The 22,660-nt window shown below is 40.5% G+C and carries 17 protein-coding genes and 1 pseudogene; 8 read left to right on the top strand and 10 right to left on the bottom strand.

Features of this window, described 5'->3' with window-relative positions; all coding sequences use genetic code 11:
• Positions 1-15: 15 nt before the first annotated feature.
• The 3 genes from H5186_RS20385 to H5186_RS20375 form a co-directional block, all read right to left on the bottom strand.
• On the bottom strand, positions 16-1,299 hold the full coding sequence (locus H5186_RS20385; RefSeq protein ID WP_182740610.1) for a YeaH/YhbH family protein: 1,284 nt from the start codon (positions 1,297-1,299) through the stop codon (positions 16-18).
• A 30-nt stretch (positions 1,300-1,329) separates the two neighbouring features.
• Entirely contained in the window at positions 1,330-3,252 is a 1,923-nt protein-coding gene (locus H5186_RS20380; RefSeq protein ID WP_149982777.1) for a PrkA family serine protein kinase, read from the bottom strand.
• A 179-nt stretch (positions 3,253-3,431) separates the two neighbouring features.
• Positions 3,432-4,013, bottom strand: a complete 582-nt coding sequence (locus H5186_RS20375; protein ID WP_145242146.1) for a superoxide dismutase — start codon at positions 4,011-4,013, stop codon at positions 3,432-3,434.
• Between the two features lie 276 nt (positions 4,014-4,289).
• Here H5186_RS20375 and H5186_RS20370 point away from each other — a divergent pair, with 276 nt between their 5' ends.
• A complete protein-coding gene (locus H5186_RS20370; RefSeq protein WP_182740609.1) occupies positions 4,290-4,628 on the top strand; it encodes a Grx4 family monothiol glutaredoxin in 339 nt (112 codons plus the stop codon).
• Between the two features lie 29 nt (positions 4,629-4,657).
• Here the strand turns inward: H5186_RS20370 and H5186_RS20365 are convergent, their stop codons facing one another.
• From H5186_RS20365 to H5186_RS20340, 6 genes are all read right to left on the bottom strand, one after another.
• Entirely contained in the window at positions 4,658-5,998 is a 1,341-nt protein-coding gene (locus H5186_RS20365) for a PAS domain-containing sensor histidine kinase (protein ID WP_182719483.1), read from the bottom strand.
• A complete protein-coding gene (locus H5186_RS20360; RefSeq protein WP_182794886.1) occupies positions 5,998-7,326 on the bottom strand; it encodes a sigma-54 dependent transcriptional regulator in 1,329 nt (442 codons plus the stop codon). The genes H5186_RS20365 and H5186_RS20360 overlap by 1 nt, the downstream gene beginning before the upstream one ends.
• Before the next feature lie 83 nt (positions 7,327-7,409).
• A complete protein-coding gene (locus H5186_RS20355) occupies positions 7,410-8,624 on the bottom strand; it encodes an ABC transporter permease (RefSeq protein ID WP_182794885.1) in 1,215 nt (404 codons plus the stop codon).
• 11 nt (positions 8,625-8,635) lie between these two features.
• Positions 8,636-9,949, bottom strand: coding sequence for an ABC transporter permease (locus tag H5186_RS20350; protein WP_169021297.1), 1,314 nt, complete (start codon positions 9,947-9,949; stop codon positions 8,636-8,638).
• Positions 9,950-9,952: 3 nt separating this feature from the next.
• Positions 9,953-10,663, bottom strand: a complete 711-nt coding sequence (locus H5186_RS20345; RefSeq protein WP_145242138.1) for an ABC transporter ATP-binding protein — start codon at positions 10,661-10,663, stop codon at positions 9,953-9,955.
• A gap of 27 nt (positions 10,664-10,690) precedes the next feature.
• On the bottom strand, positions 10,691-11,944 hold the full coding sequence (locus H5186_RS20340) for an efflux RND transporter periplasmic adaptor subunit (RefSeq protein ID WP_182794884.1): 1,254 nt from the start codon (positions 11,942-11,944) through the stop codon (positions 10,691-10,693).
• Positions 11,945-12,735: 791 nt separating this feature from the next.
• Between H5186_RS20340 and gltB the strand changes: the two genes are divergently transcribed.
• From gltB to H5186_RS20325, 3 genes are all read left to right on the top strand, one after another.
• On the top strand, positions 12,736-17,193 hold the full coding sequence (gltB, locus tag H5186_RS20335; RefSeq protein ID WP_145242134.1) for a glutamate synthase large subunit: 4,458 nt from the start codon (positions 12,736-12,738) through the stop codon (positions 17,191-17,193).
• 9 nt (positions 17,194-17,202) lie between these two features.
• Positions 17,203-18,618: an FAD-dependent oxidoreductase gene (locus tag H5186_RS20330; RefSeq protein ID WP_182719477.1), complete on the top strand. Its 1,416-nt coding sequence runs from the start codon at positions 17,203-17,205 to the stop codon at positions 18,616-18,618.
• A gap of 470 nt (positions 18,619-19,088) precedes the next feature.
• Positions 19,089-19,607 carry a hypothetical protein gene (locus H5186_RS20325; RefSeq protein ID WP_182719671.1) on the top strand — a complete coding sequence of 173 codons (519 nt, stop codon included), beginning with the start codon at positions 19,089-19,091 and terminating at the stop codon, positions 19,605-19,607.
• A gap of 149 nt (positions 19,608-19,756) precedes the next feature.
• On the opposite strand, the gene H5186_RS20320 is transcribed toward H5186_RS20325, so the two are convergent.
• The gene (locus H5186_RS20320) at positions 19,757-19,963 is read right to left on the bottom strand and encodes a hypothetical protein (RefSeq protein WP_182719672.1); all 207 of its coding nucleotides are present in this window, start codon (positions 19,961-19,963) and stop codon (positions 19,757-19,759) included.
• Between the two features lie 445 nt (positions 19,964-20,408).
• Between H5186_RS20320 and H5186_RS20315 the strand changes: the two genes are divergently transcribed.
• The 4 genes and pseudogenes from H5186_RS20315 to H5186_RS23150 all read left to right on the top strand — a co-directional run.
• On the top strand, positions 20,409-20,792 hold the full coding sequence (locus H5186_RS20315; protein WP_182719673.1) for an immunity 22 family protein: 384 nt from the start codon (positions 20,409-20,411) through the stop codon (positions 20,790-20,792).
• Positions 20,793-20,861: 69 nt separating this feature from the next.
• Positions 20,862-21,293, top strand: a complete 432-nt coding sequence (locus tag H5186_RS20310) for a hypothetical protein (RefSeq protein ID WP_182794883.1) — start codon at positions 20,862-20,864, stop codon at positions 21,291-21,293.
• A 171-nt stretch (positions 21,294-21,464) separates the two neighbouring features.
• Positions 21,465-21,986, top strand: a complete 522-nt coding sequence (locus H5186_RS20305) for a leucine-rich repeat domain-containing protein (protein WP_182794882.1) — start codon at positions 21,465-21,467, stop codon at positions 21,984-21,986.
• A 115-nt stretch (positions 21,987-22,101) separates the two neighbouring features.
• Positions 22,102-22,534, top strand: a pseudogene (locus H5186_RS23150) (hypothetical protein); the annotation flags it as partial.
• Between the last annotated feature and the right edge of the window lie 126 nt (positions 22,535-22,660).

The raw sequence follows: 22,660 nt of genomic DNA, 5'->3' as shown, positions 1-22,660 counted from the left end.
ACCTCGCTGTACAGCCTAGGCTGCCCCTTGGTGTTGACGACTCTTCTTGAATAACTCACGGAAAATAGGGTAAATATCTTCAACATTGCGTATATGTTGAATAGCAAAGTTATTATGAGTTTGACAAATATTTTGATACTCACGCCATAGACTCTGATGGGCGCGGGTAGTGATCTCAATATAAGCGTAATAGCGAATGGTACTGAGCAACTTGTTGCGTAAGATCTCTGAGCATTGGGGAGAGTCATCAGCCCAATTGTCGCCATCTGAGGCTTGTGCTGCATACACATTCCACTCGCCAGCGTTATAACGCTCGGTAATTATCTCATTCATTAACTTCAGTGCGCTGGAGACAATTGTGCCGCCAGTTTCTTGGGAATAGAAAAACTCCTGTTCGTCGACCTCTTTGGCTTGGGTATGATGGCGAATATACACCACTTCAATGTCTTTATAACTGCGGGTCAAAAATTGATAAAGCAAAATATAAAAACGTTTTGCCATATCTTTGGTTGCTTGATCCATCGAGCCCGACACATCCATAATACAAAACATCACCGCTTTACTAGTTGGATGAGGCTGTTTTTCATAGTTACGAAAACGCAAATCGTAATTATCAATAAAGGGCACTGCACTGATGCGTTTTTGTAATGCGGCGATTTCTTGCTCCATTAATGCAATAGCAGCTATATCTGGTTCAGGCTCAGCCATTAATAGGCAAAGCTGTGCTTCAAGCTCTGCTAATTGACGCTTTTTACCCGCGCTCATCGCAACACGCCTTGCAAGTGAGCCCTGAAGTGAACGCACAATATCAATATTACTCGGCATACCATCACTACAAAAACCAGCACGATGAGTTTTCATTTGCACGAGTTTGTCTAACTGGTTTTGCTGTAAATTTGGCAGCTCTAAGTCTTCAAACAGTAAGTCTAGATACTCATCTTTAGAAATCGAGAAGACAAAGTCATCTTCGCCTTCACCAGAGTCACTCGCTTCACCTTCGCCGGCTCCACCACCTTGGCCACCTTGCGGGCGTTTAATTTTATCACCGGTTGAGAACTGATCGTTACCAGGATGAATTTGTTCTCTATCGCCCCCTTTACCTTGATGAAAAGTAGGTTCACCGATATCCCGTTGCGGAATTGAAATACTCTCACCGCTACTGGAATCAGTGACACTGCGTTTATTTATTGCATCTGACACCGCTTCTTTGATCTGTTTTTTATAGCGCCTGATAAAGCGTTGACGATTTAACGTGCTCTTATTCTTACCGTTCAGGCGACGGTCTATAAAATGCGCCATAAAGACCCCCTAAAAATACACAGCTGCGTGTTATTGCGATTTACGCACGCGTAAATACCACTCTGATAACAAACGAACTTGCTTTTGGGTATATCCTTTTTCCACCATACGATTGACAAAATCTTCATGTTTTTTCTGATCTTCTGCGGATGTTTTCGCATTGAAAGAAATAACGGGTAATAGTTCTTCAGTATTGGAGAACATTTTTTTCTCAATCACAGTGCGCAGTTTTTCATAGCTGGTCCACAATGGATTTTTACCGTTGTTGTGCGCCCGTGCACGCAATACAAAATTAACGATTTCGTTACGGAAATCTTTTGGATTTGAAATGCCGGCTGGTTTTTCAATTTTTTCAAGTTCGGCATTTAATGCTTCGCGGTTGAATAGCTGGCCGGTATCAGGGTCGCGATACTCTTGGTCTTGGATCCAAAAATCAGCATAAGTGACATAGCGGTCAAAAATGTTTTGCCCGTACTCAGAGTAGGACTCTAAATAAGCTGTTTGCAGTTCTTTACCAATAAACTCAACATACTGCGGGATTAAATAGCCTTTCAAGTGGCTTAAGTAGCGTTCTTCAACGTCGGCAGAGAATTGCTCTCGTTCAATTTGTTGCTCTAATACATAAAATAAATGCACTGGGTTTGCCGCTACCTCAAGTGTGTCAAAGTTAAACACGCGCGATAAAATTTTAAATGCAAACCGAGTTGATAGTCCGGTCATGCCTTCATCAACACCGGCATAATCTCGATACTCTTGATACGATTTAGCTTTAGGATCGGTGTCTTTCAAGCTTTCGCCGTCATATACCCGCATTTTTGAGTAGATACTGGAATTTTCGGGATCTTTTAACCGTGATAGCGTGGTAAATTTTGCCAATGTTTCCAGTGTGCCTGGCGCGCAAGGAGCATTATATAATTCACTATGTTCCAATAGCTTGTCGTAGATTTTTACCTCTTCAGATGCACGTAAACAATACGGCACTTTGACGATGTAAACACGGTCTAAAAAGGCTTCATTGTTCTTGTTGTTTTTAAAGGTCTGCCATTCTGATTCGTTTGAATGAGCCAAAATCATGCCATTAAAGGGCAGTGCACTAATACCTTCGGTGCCATTATAATTTCCCTCTTGCGTGGCTGTTAAAAGCGGATGCAATACTTTGATTGGCGCTTTAAACATCTCAACAAATTCCATTAACCCTTGATTTGCAAGACATAATGAACCGGAATAAGCATAAGCATCAGCATCGTTTTGAGCAAAATGTTCTAGTTTGCGAATATCAACTTTACCGACTAAAGCGGAAATATCTTGGTTGTTTTCATCCCCAGGTTCAGTTTTTGCAATAGCAATTTGATTTAAAATAGAGGGGTAGCGTTTTACCACTTTAAACTGGCTAATATCACCATTAAATTCAGATAAGCGCTTAGTGGCCCAGGGTGACATAATGGTTTTTAAGTAACGGGGCTTTATTCCGTATTCTTTTGCCATCAGCTCAGCATCTTCATTAGGATCAAAAAGCGCCAACGGGTGGTCATTGACCGGTGAGCCTTTAATTGAGTAAATAGGCACTTGTTGCATTAAATATTTTAGCTTTTCGGCAATCGATGATTTACCACCGCCTACAGGCCCAAGTAGATAAAGCACTTGTTTACACTCTTCAAGGCCTTGCGCAGCATGTTTTAGGTATGAAACGATTTGTTCAATTGCATCCTCCATACCGTAAAAATCATTAAAGGCAGGGTAACGTGCTACTACTCTGTTTGAAAATAATCGACTTAACCGTGCATCCTTTGAAGTATCGATCATTTTTGGCTCACCAATGGCCGCTAATAATCGCTCTGGTGCACTGGCATAAGCCGACTTATCAGTTTTACAAATCTCTAAGAACTCAGCGATACTATACTCTTCTTCTTGTGCCGCTTCGTATCGTGCTTGGTAATGCTCAAAAATACTCATGGAAACCTCCGAAAAACCTGCTTAAACTAGGTGCTTACAAATTAAAAAAGAAGCAAAGGTTATTTAAAGCTTAGTCACGAATTTGATTTTTTGTGCAATAAAATTAAAAATTTATGTTAGAAAACAAAAAAGACGCCGGAGCGTCTTTTAAATTGGGCTTGCTCAGAACGAGCAATCAATTATGCGAAGTTAGCGTTCGCGAATTCCCAGTTAACAAGCGACCAGAATGCTTTTAAGTAGTCTGGACGAACGTTACGGAAATCAATGTAGTAAGCATGTTCCCACAGGTCCACAGTCAGTATCGGTGTTACACCGTCTTGAGTTAGTGGCGTTGCAGCGTTAGAAGTATTAACGATGTCTAAAGAACCATCAGCTAATTTAACTAACCATGTCCAGCTTGAACCAAAGTTGTTTACTGCTTTATCATCAAAAGCTGCTTGGAATGCTTCAAAAGAACCCCATTTAGCATTGATAGCATCTGCAACAGCGCCTGTTGCTTCGCCACCGCCATTTGGAGATAGGCTGTTCCAGTAAAAAGTATGGTTCCAGATCTGTGCTGCATTGTTAAATACGCCACCTTCAGAAGAACATACGATTTCTTCAAGTGATTTACCTTCAAATTCAGTACCTGGGATTAAACCGTTAAGTTTAGTCACATAAGTATTGTGGTGCTTGCCGTGGTGAAACTCTAATGTTTCTTGTGAAATATGTGGCTCAAGTGCGTTAATTGCATATGGTAGTGACGGTAGTTCAAATGCCATTTTTTATCTCCATCTTCTTTTGGTTGATAGTTCAAATAGTAATAGTTAATGCCTGTTCAAACAGGGTAGTTACCTATACCAAATGAGATTATAGTGTTACTATAATTGTTGAGTATTTTACTCAAGTTTTAGCAAACAGCAATGCCAAACAGCAGTGCAAATGCAAGACTATTTCGATTGCGGCTTTATTTGCCCACTTTAAGATACATATATGAGGCTTAATGAAAATTTTTCAAGCCTTAATATGTTCAGCTATCGTCACTTTTGAGGTTGTAGATGGAAACCATTGATAAAATTAAACAGCAAATTTCTGAAAATCCAATTATCCTTTATATGAAAGGATCGCCTAAATTACCAAATTGTGGTTTTTCTTCACAAGCATCTCAAGCATTAATGTCATGCGGTGAACCGTTTGCCTATGTTGATATTTTACTAAATCCTGATATCCGAGCTGAATTACCAGCATATGCCAATTGGCCAACATTTCCACAACTGTGGGTTGATGGCGAATTAATTGGTGGTTGTGACATTATCATTGAAATGTTTCAACGTGGTGAATTACAACCACTGATCACCGAAACAGCAGCTAAATATAAAGAAGCTGGCGCTGAATAACGTTTATCAGCAAATCAACAAAAAGCCGCTTAATTGCGGCTTTTTTGTGATTGTTTGTTAGGACCGTGGGGCAGAATAACATGAACACTAAGCCCGCCGTGCTTACGATTGTGTAAGCTAATTTGACCATGATGCGCTTCGACTATTTCACGGCACAATGCTAACCCCAAACCACTACCAGCGACTTTAGTTGAATAAAATGGGATTAATGCATTGGCCATCACTTGCTCACTCATACCTTTACCTTGGTCGTTTACGCTGATATGTGTGCCTTTAATATTCTGTGTAACAGTGACACTTATATGTTCGCTTGCAGAGCCTGATTCGTGAGCATTTTTTATTAAGTTGATCAGTAGCTGCTCGACTTGAGTCGGATCAGCCAGTGTATGCACGTCATTACTTATATCGAGCATAAAACACCATTGATTTTGCAGTTGTGTGAGCAACACTTGCCAATTAATTGCGCTTGGCTGAGGAGTGGGCAGTTTGGCAAATTTGCCATAGCCTTGTACAAAGTCGTTTAAATGTTTGATGCGTTCAGAAATGGTAGCAAACACGCGGCTAAGTCTGGGTTCGTCTACTTTTTCACTGAGTAACTGGCCGCTGTGCAGCATTGACGACATGGGACCCAGAGAGTTATTAAGTTCGTGACTAATGATCCGAATGACCTTTTTCCACACCTCCACTTCTTGACGGCTAAGTTCGCGGGTGAGTTGTTTAAAGACATATAAGTAATGGTATTGATTGTTAAGTAATAACTTACCGGTTGATAAATGCCACGCTTGAGATTCTTGGTCTTCAGTATCTAGCGTAAATAAACCATCACTACCGCGCGTTAAAGCATTGTTTAACTGTGGATGAGCATTTTCAAGCAGGTGTGCAAACTGACTCCCTTCAAGCGCTGTTTTGGCATTAAAAAGGTCTCGGGCACTGTAGTTACTATAAACAATAAAGCCTTTATCATTTTTTAAAATAACGGCTTGGGGAGAGCTTTGTAGCACTTTATCAAGCATCAGCTCGCGCTGATAGAGCCATTGTTTCTCTTGGCGTAATTGCTTTGCAGTTTGATTATACAATTGACACAAGCGGCCTAATTCATCGTTACCGTTATAAGCTAGTAAGGTGGCTAATTCACCGTCTTTAAAATTAAGCAAACCAGTTTCAAGTGAGTGTATGCCTTGCACCAGAGTGCGGCTGAGCCGAAAAGATAAATAACTTGCCAGCAGTGATGTGAGCAGCGTTGTTATTAGTAGTGAAGGCCAGCTTAAATGGGTTAACCAGCAGATGAGCCAAACAGGAATAAGTGCAGAGATGTTACATATCAGCACTATTTTACGAGTGAGAGACAGTGCCGGTTTATTTTTTTCCATTAGTAATCAATCTCAAATTTCTGCAAACGGCGGTATAGTGCTTGACGACTTAAACCAAACTGTCTGGCAACTTTTGCGATCACTCCTTGGTGCTGACGCATAGCTTGTTCTAGTTCTACTCTACTGGGTTCTTGTTTAGCAAAGTTAGTGTGCAGCGGTTGCGATTGTAGAGCAAAATCATCGAGGGTAATGTCGCCATTAGGTTTGAGTACGGCTGCGCGTTTACAGGCATTTTCTAGCTCACGAACGTTGCCGGGCCAATTGTGCGCGAGTAATCCTTGCTCTGTTGTAAGCGATAATTCGCGCTCGCCTAAGAAGTGTTTAGCAAGCGCTAAAATGTCATCTGGTCTTTGCGCTAAACTGGGTAAATTTAGCTCAATCACGTTGAGGCGATAATATAAGTCTTCTCTAAATCGACCTGCATGAATAGCCGCTTTTAAATCTTCATTGGTAGCTGAAATAACCCGAACATTTACTTTTTGTGTTTTTGTTGAACCGAGTCGTTCAAACTCACCAGTTTGTAACACGCGCAGTAGTTTCATTTGCCCTGATAATGGCAGGTTACCAATTTCATCTAAAAACAGCGTACCACCATTAGCGGCCTCAAAGCGACCAATTCGCTGTTTGGTGATGCCAGTATAAGCACCCGCTTCAGCGCCAAATAATTCGGCTTCAATTAAATCATGGGGCAGGGCTGCGGCATTGATGGTCAAAAACGGGGCATGGTTTAAGTGAGAATTGGCTTGAATAATTTGTGCAATGCGTTCTTTACCACTGCCATTTGCACCTGTTATTAGCACAGAGACATCTGACTTAGCGACTTGTATTGCCATATTGAGAATTTTTTCCATGGTGGTACTTTGATACACTAAACCAACTAGGTTGGCATCGGCTAAACTTGATGTTCGCTCTTGCTGGTGGCGCGCATACATTACATTTTGTTGTTTTGCTTGGCCAAGTTCGATTAAGTTATTAACACAGGTGAGGAGCTTGCTATCGTCCCATGGTTTAGGTAAGTAATCAGCGGCGCCGGCTTTGACTAGCTCTATGGCGCTGGCCAGTTCAGTCCACGCGGTGATCAAAATAATCGGTAAGTGCGGGTTGAGAGCTCTTAGTTGATAAAACAACGCTTTACCTTCTTCGCCAGAGGTGGTGTCATTGCTAAAATTCATATCTTGAATAACCAGCGCGATACGTTGGTATTGCACTATTTGTAAGGCTTCAAGCTGCGTTTTTGCAGTCACAACCTGATAGTCATGAATTTCTAACAGTAATGACAAGGCTTCTAATATGGCAGGGTTGTCATCGACAATAAGTATTTTTTCCATGTGAATTTAATCGCTGTTTTTGTTATCTTTATTTCAAAATGCTACACGGTATTAAACCAGTGTAGCATAGGTTGGGAGCTGCTTTATATTGTTCGCGTGGCGATACTCGGTGATATGTTGGCGGCACGTTTTGCAGGGCCAAACACGGCAAGTAAGCTCATAACAAACACCATAATGGCAGTGCCTGCGATATAGCTCGGTGGCAGTGCGGCAATTGAAAAGTGCTGCATTAACAATTGCCCAAGTAATAAAGCTGCGATACAACCTAAGATTAAACCAACACCACAGATCATCGCATTTTCAACTAAAAAATAGTAAATAATAGCTGATTTTCTGGCACCTAATGCACGGCGAGTGCCAATTTGTTTAGTGCGTTTGCTGATATTAAATAAAGTTAAGCCAAAGATACCTAGTGCGGTGACTAATACTAAAATAGTGATCAGCACAATCAGCACAATCAGCATACGCATCATGAGTTTATCTGCAGCAACATATTGATTTTTGAGTTCATCTAGACCTTTTATATTATTGATCACCCGTTTGCTGTAATTTTTTAGCATCAGGTTTTCAACTTCTTTCATCACAGCATCACGTTGGTCTGGTTTGGTTCTAACCACAAATTGGGCAAGACTCTTTGCATTAATATATGGGATGAATGCAAGATTATCTGGGCGGCTGTCTTTAAGCCATGGGCTCATCATTTTTTCAACTACACCAATAACTTTCAAAGGCGTTTCACCAAAATAAATGGTTTGACCTAAACCATTTCCTTTAGGAAATAACTCATTGAGTAAGGTTTGTGAAACGATTGTAACACTCGGTCGTTTATCAACGTTATTTGTTACTAATACTTCATCTTCGCTAAAGTTTCTACCCATAACTAGGTTTACACCGTAAGTGTTGATCCCATGATCATCAATAAAAAAATAAGCAGTTCTTACCGACAGACCTTCTTGCGGGGCTGGTTTTAAACTAAAATCAGATGCGCTACCACCTCCAGATAAAGGAATGCTACTGCTCATTGCAGCATCAATGACTTCTGGTAAGGACCTTAGCATAGTTTCATCAAGCTCAATCTGCTGATTTATATCAACATCTTGTCCAAAGGTCATCACGTTGAATTTAAAAATATCGTGTTCAGGGTAGCCAGTGTCTTGATTTAAAAAAGCGACTCTATCTTGGATAATAAATGCCGCATTACTAACGATTGCTGTGGTTATGGCAATTTGAATTAAGAGTAATATTGCCCCGACTTTTGAGCGGCAAAGAGCATGAAATATAGGTTTGATTTCTAACATAATAAGGCTCCTTATTGGCTCTTGAGGTAAATTGCAGGGTTGGTTTTACACACTAACCAAGCAGGATAAAGTCCGGCTACGATGCAGGTTGTTATAGCGATAATAGGTGCACTGAGTAACATGGTGATATCCATGGTGGCTAAGCTTTCATAGTAACTGTAGCTTTGTCGCACAGCGAGTAAACCAACTTGTGCTATCACAATACCAAGCAAGCCACCTAAAGCCCCAAGCATGGCTACTTCAACTAGATGCTGTAAAAAAACTTGTCGTTTACTGGCTCCTAGTGCTCGGCGCACACCTACCTCCGGTGCCCGACGCAAAAACTTAGCGAGCAATAAGCCAAGGATATTGGCTAAGCACACAGCTAAAAACATAAAGCTTAAGCCGACCAATATTTTGTTGTCTTCACTAACCACATTGTTGTATTGCATCCATTGGTTTACATCGCGTAGTTTGTATTCAAGTACTTTACGCTTAAAACGTCCTAATTTTTGTTGTTCTTGCATATAAGCTAATAAATAGTCTGCGTATGCTTGTTTTTGTTTGGCGTCAGATAATAGTGCCCAAAATTGGATCCAAACTTTTTCTGACTGCAGCTTGTCAGCAAATGTTCGGGTGTTTTCATGTTTCCACCCATTGGTATTACCCCACGTTACTACTTCATTAGCCTTAACTAAACTAAAAGGTAGGAATAATTCTTCGGGTTCATTAAATGCGCCATTGTTTAAATCGTAATATTTAGTCGTTAGCTGCCAATGTGCGATAACTCCGACAACTTCATAACTGAGATCATCCAGATAAATCACCTTACCTACAGAGTTTTTACCTGCAAATAATTTGTCATTGAGCTTTTCGCTGATCACCACCACGGATGCCGCTGTCTGTTCTTGTTGCGAAGACCAGCTTCCACCATAAATAAATGATAAATTAAATAGGCTAAAAAAATCGGGAGTGGTTAAACGTGCTTCACCTATAAATGGTTTAATGATGTCTGAATCTATATGCACCGAAAATCCAGAGCGCATCATGGCAATTTTATGCTCAGGTATTGGCGCATTCTGTAAATTAACCGCATCTTGATAGGTCAGTTGTGACGGCAGGTTATCTTTAGTCCACCACGTATTGCCATCATCCATTATTTGTAATTGCACAGTATAAAGTTGATTGCTTTTTTCGGGAATAGGATCCGCCGACATCATATGATAAACGCTTAAACTGGTCATGGTTACACCAATCCCAATAGCAATGGCTAGCACCATTAACATGCTTACCAGTGGTGTGCGCTTAAAACTACGCCAACTTAAATCGAGGTAATGTAATAGCATAAGTTACGCTCCAGCCACATTTTTTAGGTTTTGCGCGCCTTGATACAAGGTAAAGTCGGCAAGTTGACCATCAACCACTTGAATATTACGAGGTGCTCTGCGGGCAAGTTCTGGGTCATGAGTCACCATAATGATGGTCGCGCCGTCACGGTTAATTTGCTCCAGCAATTCCATCACTTGACGTGCCATTAAGCTGTCTAGGTTACCTGTTGGTTCATCGGCTAATAAAAAGCGCGGCTCACCGGCGAGGGCGCGGGCAATCGCTACCCGTTGCTGTTGACCACCTGATAACTGCTGCGGCAAATGTTTAGCGCGTGAAGCTAGACCTACTTGTTCTAAGCACTGTTCAATACGACGTTTACGCTCGCTTGCTTTAATACCTCGGTAGCGCAGTGGCACTTCAATGTTTTCATACAAATTTAAATCAGGGATCAGGTTGAAGCCTTGGAAAATAAAACCAATTTTTTGATTACGACAATCCGCCCGTTGATTGTCGTTCAGTTTGCCAACATCAATACCATCGAGCAGATATTCACCACTGCTAAAAGGTTCTAACATGCCTGCGATATTTAAAAAGGTGGTTTTCCCGGAGCCACTAGGGCCAGTTACTGCAATAAACTCACCTTCATCTACGTGCAAATTAAAGTCGCGTAGTGCATGGGTTTGCACCATTTCTGTTTGATACAGTTTACTAATATTGTTCATTTTAAGCATGAGTTGATCCTTGTAATATGGTTGTTCTTATCTCAGTAATAATGTTGGCGCTTGTTTAAAGTTATCGTAACTGGAGATGATCAGCTGATCGCCTGAGCTAACACCTTGTAGCAATTCTATTGCGTTGATGCTGCTTGCCCCGGTTGTGATATTTACCAGTTGTGCGGTGTCGCCGATAACTTTGTAAACCTGCGTACCACCTTGCTGCATAAACGCACCGCGTTTGATTTGTAAAACGTCATCACGATTTTCTAATAAAATGCGCGCTGTTAATCGCTGGTTTTGGCGAATGCCTTTTAGCTCTTCGTCAAAGCGTACTCGAGTAGTTACTTCACGATTGTTAACTTCCGGCGAAATTGCCGACAACACACCAGTCACTTTTTTTGCCCCGAGTGTGAGCTCAACTTCCATTCCTAAACCGAGTTCGTTGGCGTAACTTTCAGGTACTTGCAGTTGTGCTTCAAAATTACTTAAATCAACCAGCGTCATTAACGGCTGACTTTGGGTAACGGCTTCTTTTTGTTGTACAAGCAGGTTACCAACAATGCCGGTGACGCTGGCTTTAATAGTTAAGTTTCTGACTTGGCGATTTAAATCATCAACGATCAGTTGTTGGCGAGCGAGATCGCGCTCTGCAGCTTTGAGTTCAAATGCGAGTGTATCTTTAGCAAGTTCAACTTCTTGTTGAGCGTGTTTGTAAGAAAGCTTGGCACGGGCAAGATCATCAACTGCTTTTTCTAAATCAATTTGGCTGATCAAGTTTTTTTCGATAGAAAGCTTAGCACGGCGATTTTCCCTGTCTGCTGCATTGAGCTCTACTTGGGCGAGATCAAGCGTTTTGGTTAAGCTTAACTTTTGTCGACGTGCTTCTAAGTGCTTACGTTGTAATTCACCATCAAGGCGGGCTAACACCGATTGTTGCTGTTTTAGTTCATTATTGAGTTCTGGGCTATCGACTAAAGCAATAATGTCATCTTTATTTACTTTATCACCGGCTTTAACTTGTAAATCCACATAGCCACGTTCTGGGCTATAAACCTTGGGAGCATTTGCTGCAACAATTTTACCGCTGGCGGCTACATCACGTACTAAACGACTAATATTAACGGTAGCAATCTGTAAAGAAGCCCGCTCAACAGAAATACTACCTTGATTGTTACCCATAAATGCTTGTGCACATAAAGCAAGTACAGCAAGTGATAGCACCAGTACTATTAATGGTTTTTTGTAACTACGTCTTTGCGTAATACTTACATCTTGTCCGCTGGTATCTTTTATCATGAGTGATCCTTAGCTATGTCTATTCTCGCAGTAAGTGATCATCAAGCTCACTACTAAGACAGTGATTGGTGAAACTAAAAATAAACTGAGAATAAACATAAGTTGTGTCCTGTAATTATCTTTTAATGTTTATTCGAATATCATGCCAAAATTTAATGTTATGATTTTAATGAGATAATTATTTATTTTTAAATTATTTGGTGTCCGCGGACATAAATTGTGTCCGCTGCGGACACTTTGCTATGGCGGCTAAGAAGCTGTCGCAGGCGTCAACAGGGTGAGCAAGCTAAAGACTTACTAACTAGCGTAAATTATGCAAAATGTGACTGTTGTGATGATAATTATGCATTAATTAGTGGTTTTAAATTTACCCATAAAAAGACATTGAAAAGAGTATTTACTCTAATGTGCGCTGTGGTATCGACCTTGAACGACAGCAAAGAGATTCAATAAAAAAGAAAGCATTTATTTTCGCTACATAACTCAGTGAATATTTATTCATTTTCACACCGGTTTACGTTAACGTAAACTGCAGGTTTGTGGTACGGTTATTTTACAACTTGTTAAATATGACACCAGTGTCATAAAAAAATAACGGGTAAAATATCGCTAAATGTTAAAAATAGGCATGAAATAAAAAGATTGTGTTGTGGTGAGAAATATTCAAGAATGTGAATATGTATTCAAAGCGCTATTGACTCAATGTACAATTGGCGATAGTTTTGACTGTCTGCTAGCAAACCGTCGAGAAGGTCATTCATAGCTAGTTGTTGTAGCAAGGGGAGGGGTCTATGTTATACGACTCAAAATTAGAAAAAGATAATTGTGGCTTTGGCTTAATAGCCCAAGTTAATGGTCAGGCAAGTCATCGTTTAATTCGTACAGCGATCACTGGCTTAGACCGTATGGAACACCGTGGTGGTATTTCTGCTGATGGTAAAACAGGCGATGGCTGTGGCTTATTATTACAAAAGCCAGATAGCTTTTTTCGTGCTATTGCCGCTGAAAAAAATTGGCACTTGGGTAAAAATTATGCCGTTGGCATGATTTTCCTAAACTCAGATCCAGTACTTGCGCAAGCTGCAAAAGATATATTGAGTGAAGAACTCGAAAAAGAAACCCTCAATATTCAAGGTTGGCGAATTGTGCCAACAGATGAATCATGTTTAGGGCCAATTGCAATCAAGCAGTTACCTAAATTTGAACAGATTTTTGTTAATGCACCAGAAGGCTGGCGCCCAAAAGATTTAGAGCGTCGTTTATACGTTGCGCGCCGTCGTGCTGAAAAGCGTTTAAGCGAAGATGAAGGCTTTTACATTGCCAGCTTGTCTGGGTTAGTAACTATCTACAAAGGCTTAATGATGCCGGTGGATTTGCCTAACTTCTATTTAGATTTAGCCGATATCCGCATGACCAGCGCAATTTGTGTATTTCACCAACGTTTTTCAACTAATACACAACCGCGTTGGCCTTTGGCTCAGCCGTTCCGCTATTTAGCGCACAATGGTGAAATCAACACCATACAAGGTAACCGCCAGTGGGCTCGTGCTCGTTCATATAAGTTTGCATCGCCGCTTATTCCAGATTTGCAATCAGCAGCACCCTTTGTCAATGAAACCGGCTCAGATTCATCAAGCCTAGATAATATGCTTGAGTTGTTTTTAGCTGGTGGCATGGATTTATTCCGTGCTATGCGAATGCTAGTACCACCTGCATGGCAGAAAAACCGTGCGATGGATGATGACTTACGTGCATTTTACGACTTTAACTCTATGCACATGGAACCATGGGATGGCCCTGCTGGTATTGTGATGTCTGATGGGCGCTTTGCCGCGTGTAACTTGGACCGTAATGGTCTGCGTCCTGCACGTTATGTGATCACTCAAGATGGCTTTATTACCCTCGCTTCTGAAGTGGGTATTTGGGATTACACTGCGGATGAAGTGGTTGAGAAAGGCCGCGTTGGCCCTGGTGAGCTATTAGTTATTGATACTCAGTTAGGTAAAATTTGGCACTCAGACGAAATTGATCGCGATCTTAAATCTCGCCATCCATACAAAGCATGGCTTGAGGCCAATGTTAAGCGCTTAACGCCGTTTGAGCAGTTATCAGAGCAAGATGCGGGTAACCGTTCATTTGATGATGAAACGTTACTGAAATACCAAAAAATGTTTGGTTACACCAATGAAGAACTTGATAGCGTTATTCGCGTGATGGGTGAAATTGGCCAAGAAGCAACCGGTTCAATGGGAGATGACACGCCATTTGCAGTGCTTTCTGAAGGTAACCGTTCATTGTTTGATTACTTCCGTCAAAAGTTTGCTCAGGTCACGAATCCGCCAATCGATCCACTGCGTGAAAACCATGTAATGTCGCTGGCGACCTGTATCGGTAGTGAGCAAAACGTGTTTAATGAGACGACCGGGCACGCTAAGCGCCTACAGTTTGATACGCCAATCCTAATGTATGCAGACATGCAACAATTATTGAGCGCTGATCAGGCTCATTACAGCTATTGCAAAATCGATATCACCTACAGCAAAGAAGAAGGCCTTGGTGATGCAGTAATCCGTATTTGTGACGAAGCGCAAGAAAAAGCAGCTGGTGGCTGTGTCATGTTGTTTTTGAGTGACCGTAATTTTGATGAGAATAAATTACCAATTCCTGCCGCTATGGCTGTTGGAGCGGTACAAAAGCGTTTAGTTGATAACAATTTACGTTGTGAATCAAATATCATCATTGAAACAGGTAGTGTCCGTGACGCGCATCAATTTGCGGTATTAATTGGTTTTGGTGCAACGGCAATTTACCCGTACTTAGCATATGAATCACTGGTTGCGATGAGCGACTCTAAAGTGATCAACAAGAGCTATTGCCAAGTTACGCTTGCTTATCGTAATGCAATCAACAAAGGCTTGTACAAGATCATGTCAAAAATGGGCATTAGTACCGTGGCATCGTATCGTTGTTCAATGTTGTTTGAAGCAGTTGGTTTGTCGGATGCAATTGTTGATACCTGTTTTAATGGTGTGGCAAGTCGCATTAAAGGCGCGTGTTTTACTGATTTTGATGATGACCAACGCAAGTTACATACTTTGGCATTAAGTAAACGTAAATTACTCAGCCATGGCGGCTTATTAAAGTATGTGCATGACGGCGAGTATCACGCGTACAACCCAGACGTCATTCAAACGTTACAAAAAGCGGTGCGCTCAGGCGAATATTCTGATTACAGCGTATACGCAGATCTTGTTAATAAGCGCCCAATTGCCACATTACGTGACATGCTTGCACTGAAACTGCCAGCAGAGGGGATCAGTATTGATGATGTTGAGCCTGCAACTGAGCTATATAAGCGTTTTGACTCGGCGGCAATGAGTATCGGTGCATTATCGCCAGAGGCGCATGAAGCGCTTGCAATTGCGATGAACCGCTTAGGTGGCTGTTCAAATTCAGGTGAAGGCGGCGAAGACAAACTACGCTATGGTACCGAGAAAAACTCTCGTATCAAGCAAGTCGCGTCAGGTCGTTTTGGGGTAACACCACATTACTTACGCAGTGCTGACGTTATTCAAATTAAAGTAGCGCAAGGTGCAAAACCAGGTGAAGGCGGGCAATTGCCGGGCGAAAAAGTAACCCCGTATATTGCTAAGCTTCGTTACTCGGTACCGGGGGTGACCTTAATTTCGCCACCACCGCATCACGATATTTATTCGATTGAAGATTTAGCTCAGCTTATTTTCGATTTAAAACAAGTAAACCCTAAAGCGTTGATCTCAGTAAAACTAGTATCAGAGCCAGGTGTGGGCACAATCGCCACTGGTGTTGCTAAAGCATATGCTGATTTAATTACTATTTCAGGCTATGACGGCGGTACTGGCGCAAGCCCGCTAACGTCGGTTAAATATGCGGGTAGCCCGTGGGAGCTTGGTCTTGCTGAAACACAACAAGCGCTGGTTGAAAACGGTTTACGTCATCGTATTCGTTTGCAAACTGATGGTGGTTTAAAAACCGGCCTTGATATCATCAAAGCAGCTATTTTAGGTGCAGAGAGCTTTGGTTTTGGTACGGGTCCTATGGTTGCGCTTGGTTGTAAGTACCTGCGTATTTGCCACCTAAATAACTGTGCAACCGGTGTAGCAACGCAAGACGAAACATTGCGTCAAAAACATTTCCATGGCCTACCAGAAATGGCGATGAACTACTTTAAGTTTATTGCTCAAGAAGCCCGTGAAATTATGGCAAGCCTTGGGGTTGCCAAACTAACAGACTTAATCGGTCGTCTTGATTTACTCGAAGCGATTGAAGGTAAAACTGCAAAACAGCAAAAAATTGATTTATCGTCAGTGATTGCACAGCCGAATAACCCAACTGGTGAAACCTTATACTGCAGCGCACCTAATACGTCACATTATTTAGGTAAGTTGAATGAAACCTTACTTGCTAAAGCTCAACAAGCAATTGATGAGAGCAGCGGTATTTCACTGGTCAGCCGTATTTGTAACACTGACCGTTCAGTGGGCGCGATGTTATCGGGTTATATAGCCGATAAGCATGGCAATCAAGGCATGGCGGCTGATCCTGTCTCGATTGAGTTACACGGAACCGCTGGTCAATCATTTGGTGTATGGAATGCTGGTGGCCTAGAAATGACCCTAGTCGGCGATGCTAACGATTACGTAGGCAAAGGCATGGCGGGCGGTAAGCTGGTTATTCGCCCACCACTGGGTTCGTCATTTGAAAGTCACAAAGCGACCATCGCAGGTAATACCTGTTTATATGGTGCAACGGGTGGCAAGCTGTTTGCTGCAGGTTGTGCTGGAGAGCGTTTTGCGGTTCGTAACTCAGGCGTGCAAGCGGTTGTTGAAGGCGTAGGTGATAATGGCTGTGAGTACATGACCGGTGGCGTAGTTTGCGTGCTGGGCAATGTAGGCGTGAACTTTGGTGCAGGTATGACCGGTGGCTTTGCCTATATTTTGGATGAGCGTAATGACTTTGAAAAACGCATCAATCCAGAGCTAGTCGAAGTGGTGCTGTTAGATGAGCTAGCGTCACACCAAGAGCATTTGCGTGGTCTAATTGCTGAGCATTTAGAACTAACAGGCTCAAGCCGTGCAGAAACTATTTTAGCCAGTTTTGAAACGTATTTACCAAAATTCAAACTAGTTAAGCCAAAATCAAGTGATGTGAAAAGTTTACTCGGGCATCGCGCTCGTAGTAGTGCTGAACTTCGTGTTCAAGCACAGTAAGGGGGTAGTATGAGCGAGAATGTATATCAATTTATAGACGTGCAGCGGGTTGATCCCCGCAAAAAGCCAATTTCGTCACGTAAAAAATCATTTGTTGAAATTTACGAACCCTTTTCAGAGAAGCAAGTAAACTCACAAGCGGACCGCTGCCTAGATTGTGGTAATCCGTATTGTGAATGGAAATGCCCAGTGCATAACTATATCCCACAGTGGTTAAAGTTAATTCGTACTGGCCGTATTCTTGAAGCTGCGGAGCTATCACACCGCACAAATAGTTTACCAGAAGTGTGTGGCCGGGTGTGCCCGCAAGATCGTTTGTGTGAAGGTTCATGTACATTAGACGAAGAGTTTGGTGCAGTAACAATCGGTAATATTGAAAAATATATTACTGATACTGCATTTAAAATGGGCTGGAAGCCTGATATGTCGTACGTGGTATGGACCGATAAAAAAGTAGCTATCATAGGTGCCGGCCCTGCAGGCCTAGGTTGCGCTGATATTCTAGTGCGTAATGGTGTAAAACCAGTGGTATTTGACCGTCATCCAGAAATTGGTGGCTTGCTTACTTTTGGTATACCATCGTTCAAACTTGAAAAACAAGTCATGCAAAAACGTCGTGAAATTTTCACCGAAATGGGGGTTGAGTTTAAACTTAATACTGAAGTCGGTGTTGATATCACTATGGATGAAATATTGGCCGAATACGACGCAGTATTTTTGGGAGTGGGGACTTATCAAAGCATGCGTGCTGGCCTTGAAAACGAAGATGCACCAGGTGTACATGATGCATTACCGTTCTTAATCGGTAATACCAACCGCGTAATGGGCTATGATGAGTCTAACCAAGCTTATCTTGATATGGCTAACCAAAAGGTTGTGGTACTTGGTGGTGGTGATACCGCGATGGACTGTGTACGTACCTCAATTCGTCAAGGTGCGGCAAAAGTAATCTGTGCTTATCGTCGTGATGAAGAAAACATGCCAGGTTCAAGACGTGAAGTGAAAAACGCCAAAGAAGAAGGTGTTGAATTTACTTTTAACGTGCAACCAACCGGTATCGTACTAAACGACAACGGCCATGTTGCAGGCGTACAAATGGTGAAAACCCAAATGGGTGAACCAGATGAAAAAGGCCGTAGCAGAGCTGAAGTGATCCCGGGTTCTGAGCATGTGATTGAAGCCGACCAAGTACTCATGGCGTTTGGTTTCAAACCACACAAAATGGATTGGTTAGAAAAGTACGATGTAGAAATAAACCACTGGGGCGGCATTAACGCACCAGAACAAGGTGAATTTACCCATCAAACAACTAACCCTAAAATCTTTGCTGGCGGCGATATAGTGCGCGGCTCAGATTTAGTAGTCACAGCAATCTTCGAAGGGCGTAACGCCGCCGAAGGGATCATGGACTACTTGAAAGTGTAACGTTTTAAAGGTTTAAGAATGTAAAAAGCAAGCCAGATGGCTTGCTTTTTTTATGGCTTGGATAGTAGAGTTTTAAGCGCTAAGTCGTAAGTTTTAAGTTTACTCGGTGTTAAATTAAGCAACGTAGGTAGGGTGACAACTAAACCCAACGAAAAAATAGCTAACCAGTTAACACAGGCAAGAGGAACTAAGAAATGATAGACCCTTTTCTTTTGATGATATAATTCTGAATTGCGATGATACTCAGAAACAAAGCTGAAGATTATTTATCATGCTGCTGCCTTTTAATACACTTTGTTTATGGTCAGAATTGCGCGGTGACTGAGTATCGTTAATTCCCCTCTCACATTTTACGCCCAATTAGATTAGTGTTGGCACTATGGTGATAAATGAATTGTTTTTATTGAAAAAGATAAATTAAAAAATAATGATTTTAGTTATTTAAAAAAGTGATGCAGGTTAAGCTACATATGGATGAACCCAAGAAAAAATTAAAGCAGCATTTAGAGACGTATACACCGACTTGTATTGCTATTTTTAAACGCTTTATTTCGAAGTACGAAATCACGATGAAAAATGAGACCGGACGTGTAGAGTGTATTTGCGAAGTGTTTGATGAGCATAAGTTAGCGCTGACATTTATTACCTGTACTGATATGGCAAACCATAGCCAAGTGCTTGAGGATTGCGATGAAGCTTTTATGGCGAAACATGAGTTTATCAGTCGCGAATATCATGCACAGTATATGGCTTATTTAAAACAGTATATTGCAAAAAATGATATTGATGAAGATGAGTGTGATGCTTATGATAGTATCAGCGAACCCATTATTATTGAATGGCTGTCACAATGTTGGTTGATGGCTAATAACGATAATAACTCAGACTATAATCTTTTTTATTTTATACACCGTTATCCAAATGAACCGATAATAAACTTAGTTAATCAAGAAAAATTATCGCTATATGAGTTAAATAGTGATAGGTAGATAACGTGTGTGTTTGGGCTCATATAATAACAATAGGTTGAGTGTATGAATCTTATGAAAAATGTGATGAAACTGACTTTTGATAATATCACCTTATCTATAACACAAGAATGCCAGTTTTTTCGATATAAGAGCAAAGCGCCATATGGTTATAAATCCCAACTCATAGCTTGCATACTTAATAGTCCCGCTGTTTCCTGTTGATCCATATCATCCTTATACATTTGCCTAGCTATAGTGAATACTTCATAAGTTAGGCCGTAGCTTCTTACGTATTCTATAAAATCTAGTAACTCAAACCTATCTACGTCGCCGTTTATTAGTTTATCTTTAAAAAACTGTATATCGTCATCCATCTAGTTCTCTTTTAATTAGCACATAACAAAAACATCAAAATGATTTAGTACGTTTTTGCAATTGTTAAGGATGTTTATTATTATCACTTAGTTAAATATTAAAGATAAGCTAAATTTATGTGTTTGATACTTTTATATTTGAATATGAGTATAGTATTACAAAATGGAGCTAACTTTACAGCTAGTAAATACTTGTCATTAGTGACTGAATAGTGATTTTTATCAATGTTACTACAACCAACTTACATCTCATTGTGAAATTCACTAATTTTTCTACTGTTAAGTAGGCAGCGTTTCAACGTAACTAATTATCAGTTATACTGATAATGAAATTCAATGATTATCAGTAATCTAAGCAGGATTAATAATCCTTAGTTTTGCTCCTTCGTTGTATATTCAACTAATAATTTCTGCTTGTAAACGAGGTTTGACAAAGGAGTCAATTATGAAAAGTCGTGAAGTTTCGCACTTTTTTCTTGGAAGAGTTTCTGATCATTCAAAATACAATTCCTTCCTTGAAGAGCGTTATGGTTTTGATGATGATATTCCTCTTTCAAAATTTTGCGAATCACAGGGAGAAGTTTTTATCGATCATGACTTCATGGAAATTGGATCAAGAGATCAGGAGTCTTCATTAGAAACTTTTTTTAAGCCGTATTCATATTCTGAGCATTGGTTGCATGATGTTATTAAAACAGCAGAGGAATTTGAATTATTAGATGCTAACGTGCTTCTATTTTTATCAAAGGAAGAAATTGATAGGCCAAGAACAGTCAAAGGTGATGGATTTGAATTGATATATATGGGTGAGTTTAGTTATCCCACTTAAAGTATGGAGAGCTATTCGGATAGCAATTTTATAGATATGGCTAAATAGTTTTATATGTATTGGGGTAGTATGAAATATTTCTCAAGTATTATGGCGTTGTTAATTTCGTTTCACCTTATTGCTCAAGAAATTAAAGTTAATTCAGGAAAGTATTCAGACTACTATCATATAAAATATGAAATTACTTCAGGCAAGTATTCTGTAAACACTGAATATGGATTCATTAAAGGGGGTCAATTTAAAGTGTTTGTGCCAAAAGAGTACTTTCCGATCACGGCGCCAATGTGCAAAAAAAATATCATAATTCGTATGCCTTACTCTAACTCTGAAAAACGTAAACGTGCTCTTTACAACGCACTATTATTGTCAAAAACGACGACCGTTATATTAGAGCTAAATCCGTATGTTAAAGTCTTACAAAAAGAGCCATTACAGGTTGAGTTAGAAAACTGTAATGTATTTTTTAGGCATAAAGCGGGGGATTACTTTGATCAGCTCTAAAATACGTGATAGATAATTCACGCGGTTGATGCTTTACACACTTGAAAGTCTCTTAGTTTCTGTGTGAGTTAAAATTACTCAAAGATGACTTTAAGTCGTATATTTGATTAACTTACTTGATCTATTTGACATAAATTTTAAGTGGAAACTTATATAAAAATTAGGATCGTAATGGAAAACTTAACGAATGAATCTTACACTTTTAAAGATATCGACGACAAAATTGTAATTTTAGATTATATAGGGGATTCTAAAGACGTTGTTATCCCTGATTATATTAATAACAAACCTGTGGTTGCAATTATGCGTGAAGCGTTTGACAATAAAAAGCTTGAAGCTGTTGTGTTACCAAAGTATTTAGAATTTATAGATGAAGATGCCTTCTATCAAAACCACATTAAAGAAATTGTTATTCCTGCTAGCGTTATAAAAATTGGTGGTGGGGCATTTGGACGTAATAAAATAGAAAAGCTGACTATTGAAGCGGAAATAGATTTTCTTCCTATGTTTTGTTTTGTCGGGAATAACATAGAAAACTTGACTATACCGGCTTCTGTAACGTCAATTAGTAATGACTGCTTCGGTGAAAATAAATATCTTAAAAAAGTTACTTTGCCTGAATGTTTATTAGAGGATAAAAAGAATATATTTTATGGTTGTGATATCGACAACATTACTTTTATTCCAATTTAAAGAGCTCGATTTATAGAAAGACGAAGGTCTATAACTCTTTGTTGCCTACATGGATGTGGGTAAGGGACGCGGTAGTTTAATTGCTCGATTTTTTACTTGGCCCACCAGGTTATAAATCTCGCGCCGCGATTACCCCCATATTGAACGAATTTTAATCCGCAAGGGGTGGGTTGAAGACAGGTTACTAGAATTGACTAAGGTATTTTGCATTGATGTATGTACTTATGCAGTCATGAGTCAATCAGAGCTCATCTTTTTTAACCAAGCGGTTGAACAATACCGAGAGCGCTTAGTAAGCATCAGTTGGTTTATGAAGATATTAAATGAAGACAGTGCCTGCCAGTAAAGCGAATAAAGAAGATAACTGCACAGGGCGCTTTTATTCGCTGCCATCCGTGGCGCTCACACTTCGGGCTGCCTAATGGCATTCAAATTTATTCTCTATAAATTTGTGGGAAGGATGCTTCAAGTCACAAGCGCTTCTTGATGAAGCTGCAGAGGCATTCTGTATGGTATATGTTGATTTAGACCCTATCAGGGCCAAAATGGTGCGTATTCTCATGACTTTGATCACCGATTCTCATCAGCTTTGATCACCTGATTTATCATTTTGTAGAGCCGTTTTTAAATTAGCTTAACTGATCATCATCAGTCAATTTATTTAACTGTTTTCG

Origin of the sequence: Pseudoalteromonas sp. SG41-2, from assembly GCF_014164535.1 — a bacterium.
Classification (GTDB): domain Bacteria; phylum Pseudomonadota; class Gammaproteobacteria; order Enterobacterales; family Alteromonadaceae; genus Pseudoalteromonas; species Pseudoalteromonas rhizosphaerae.
This window is presented reverse-complemented; position numbering and strand designations above follow the sequence as displayed.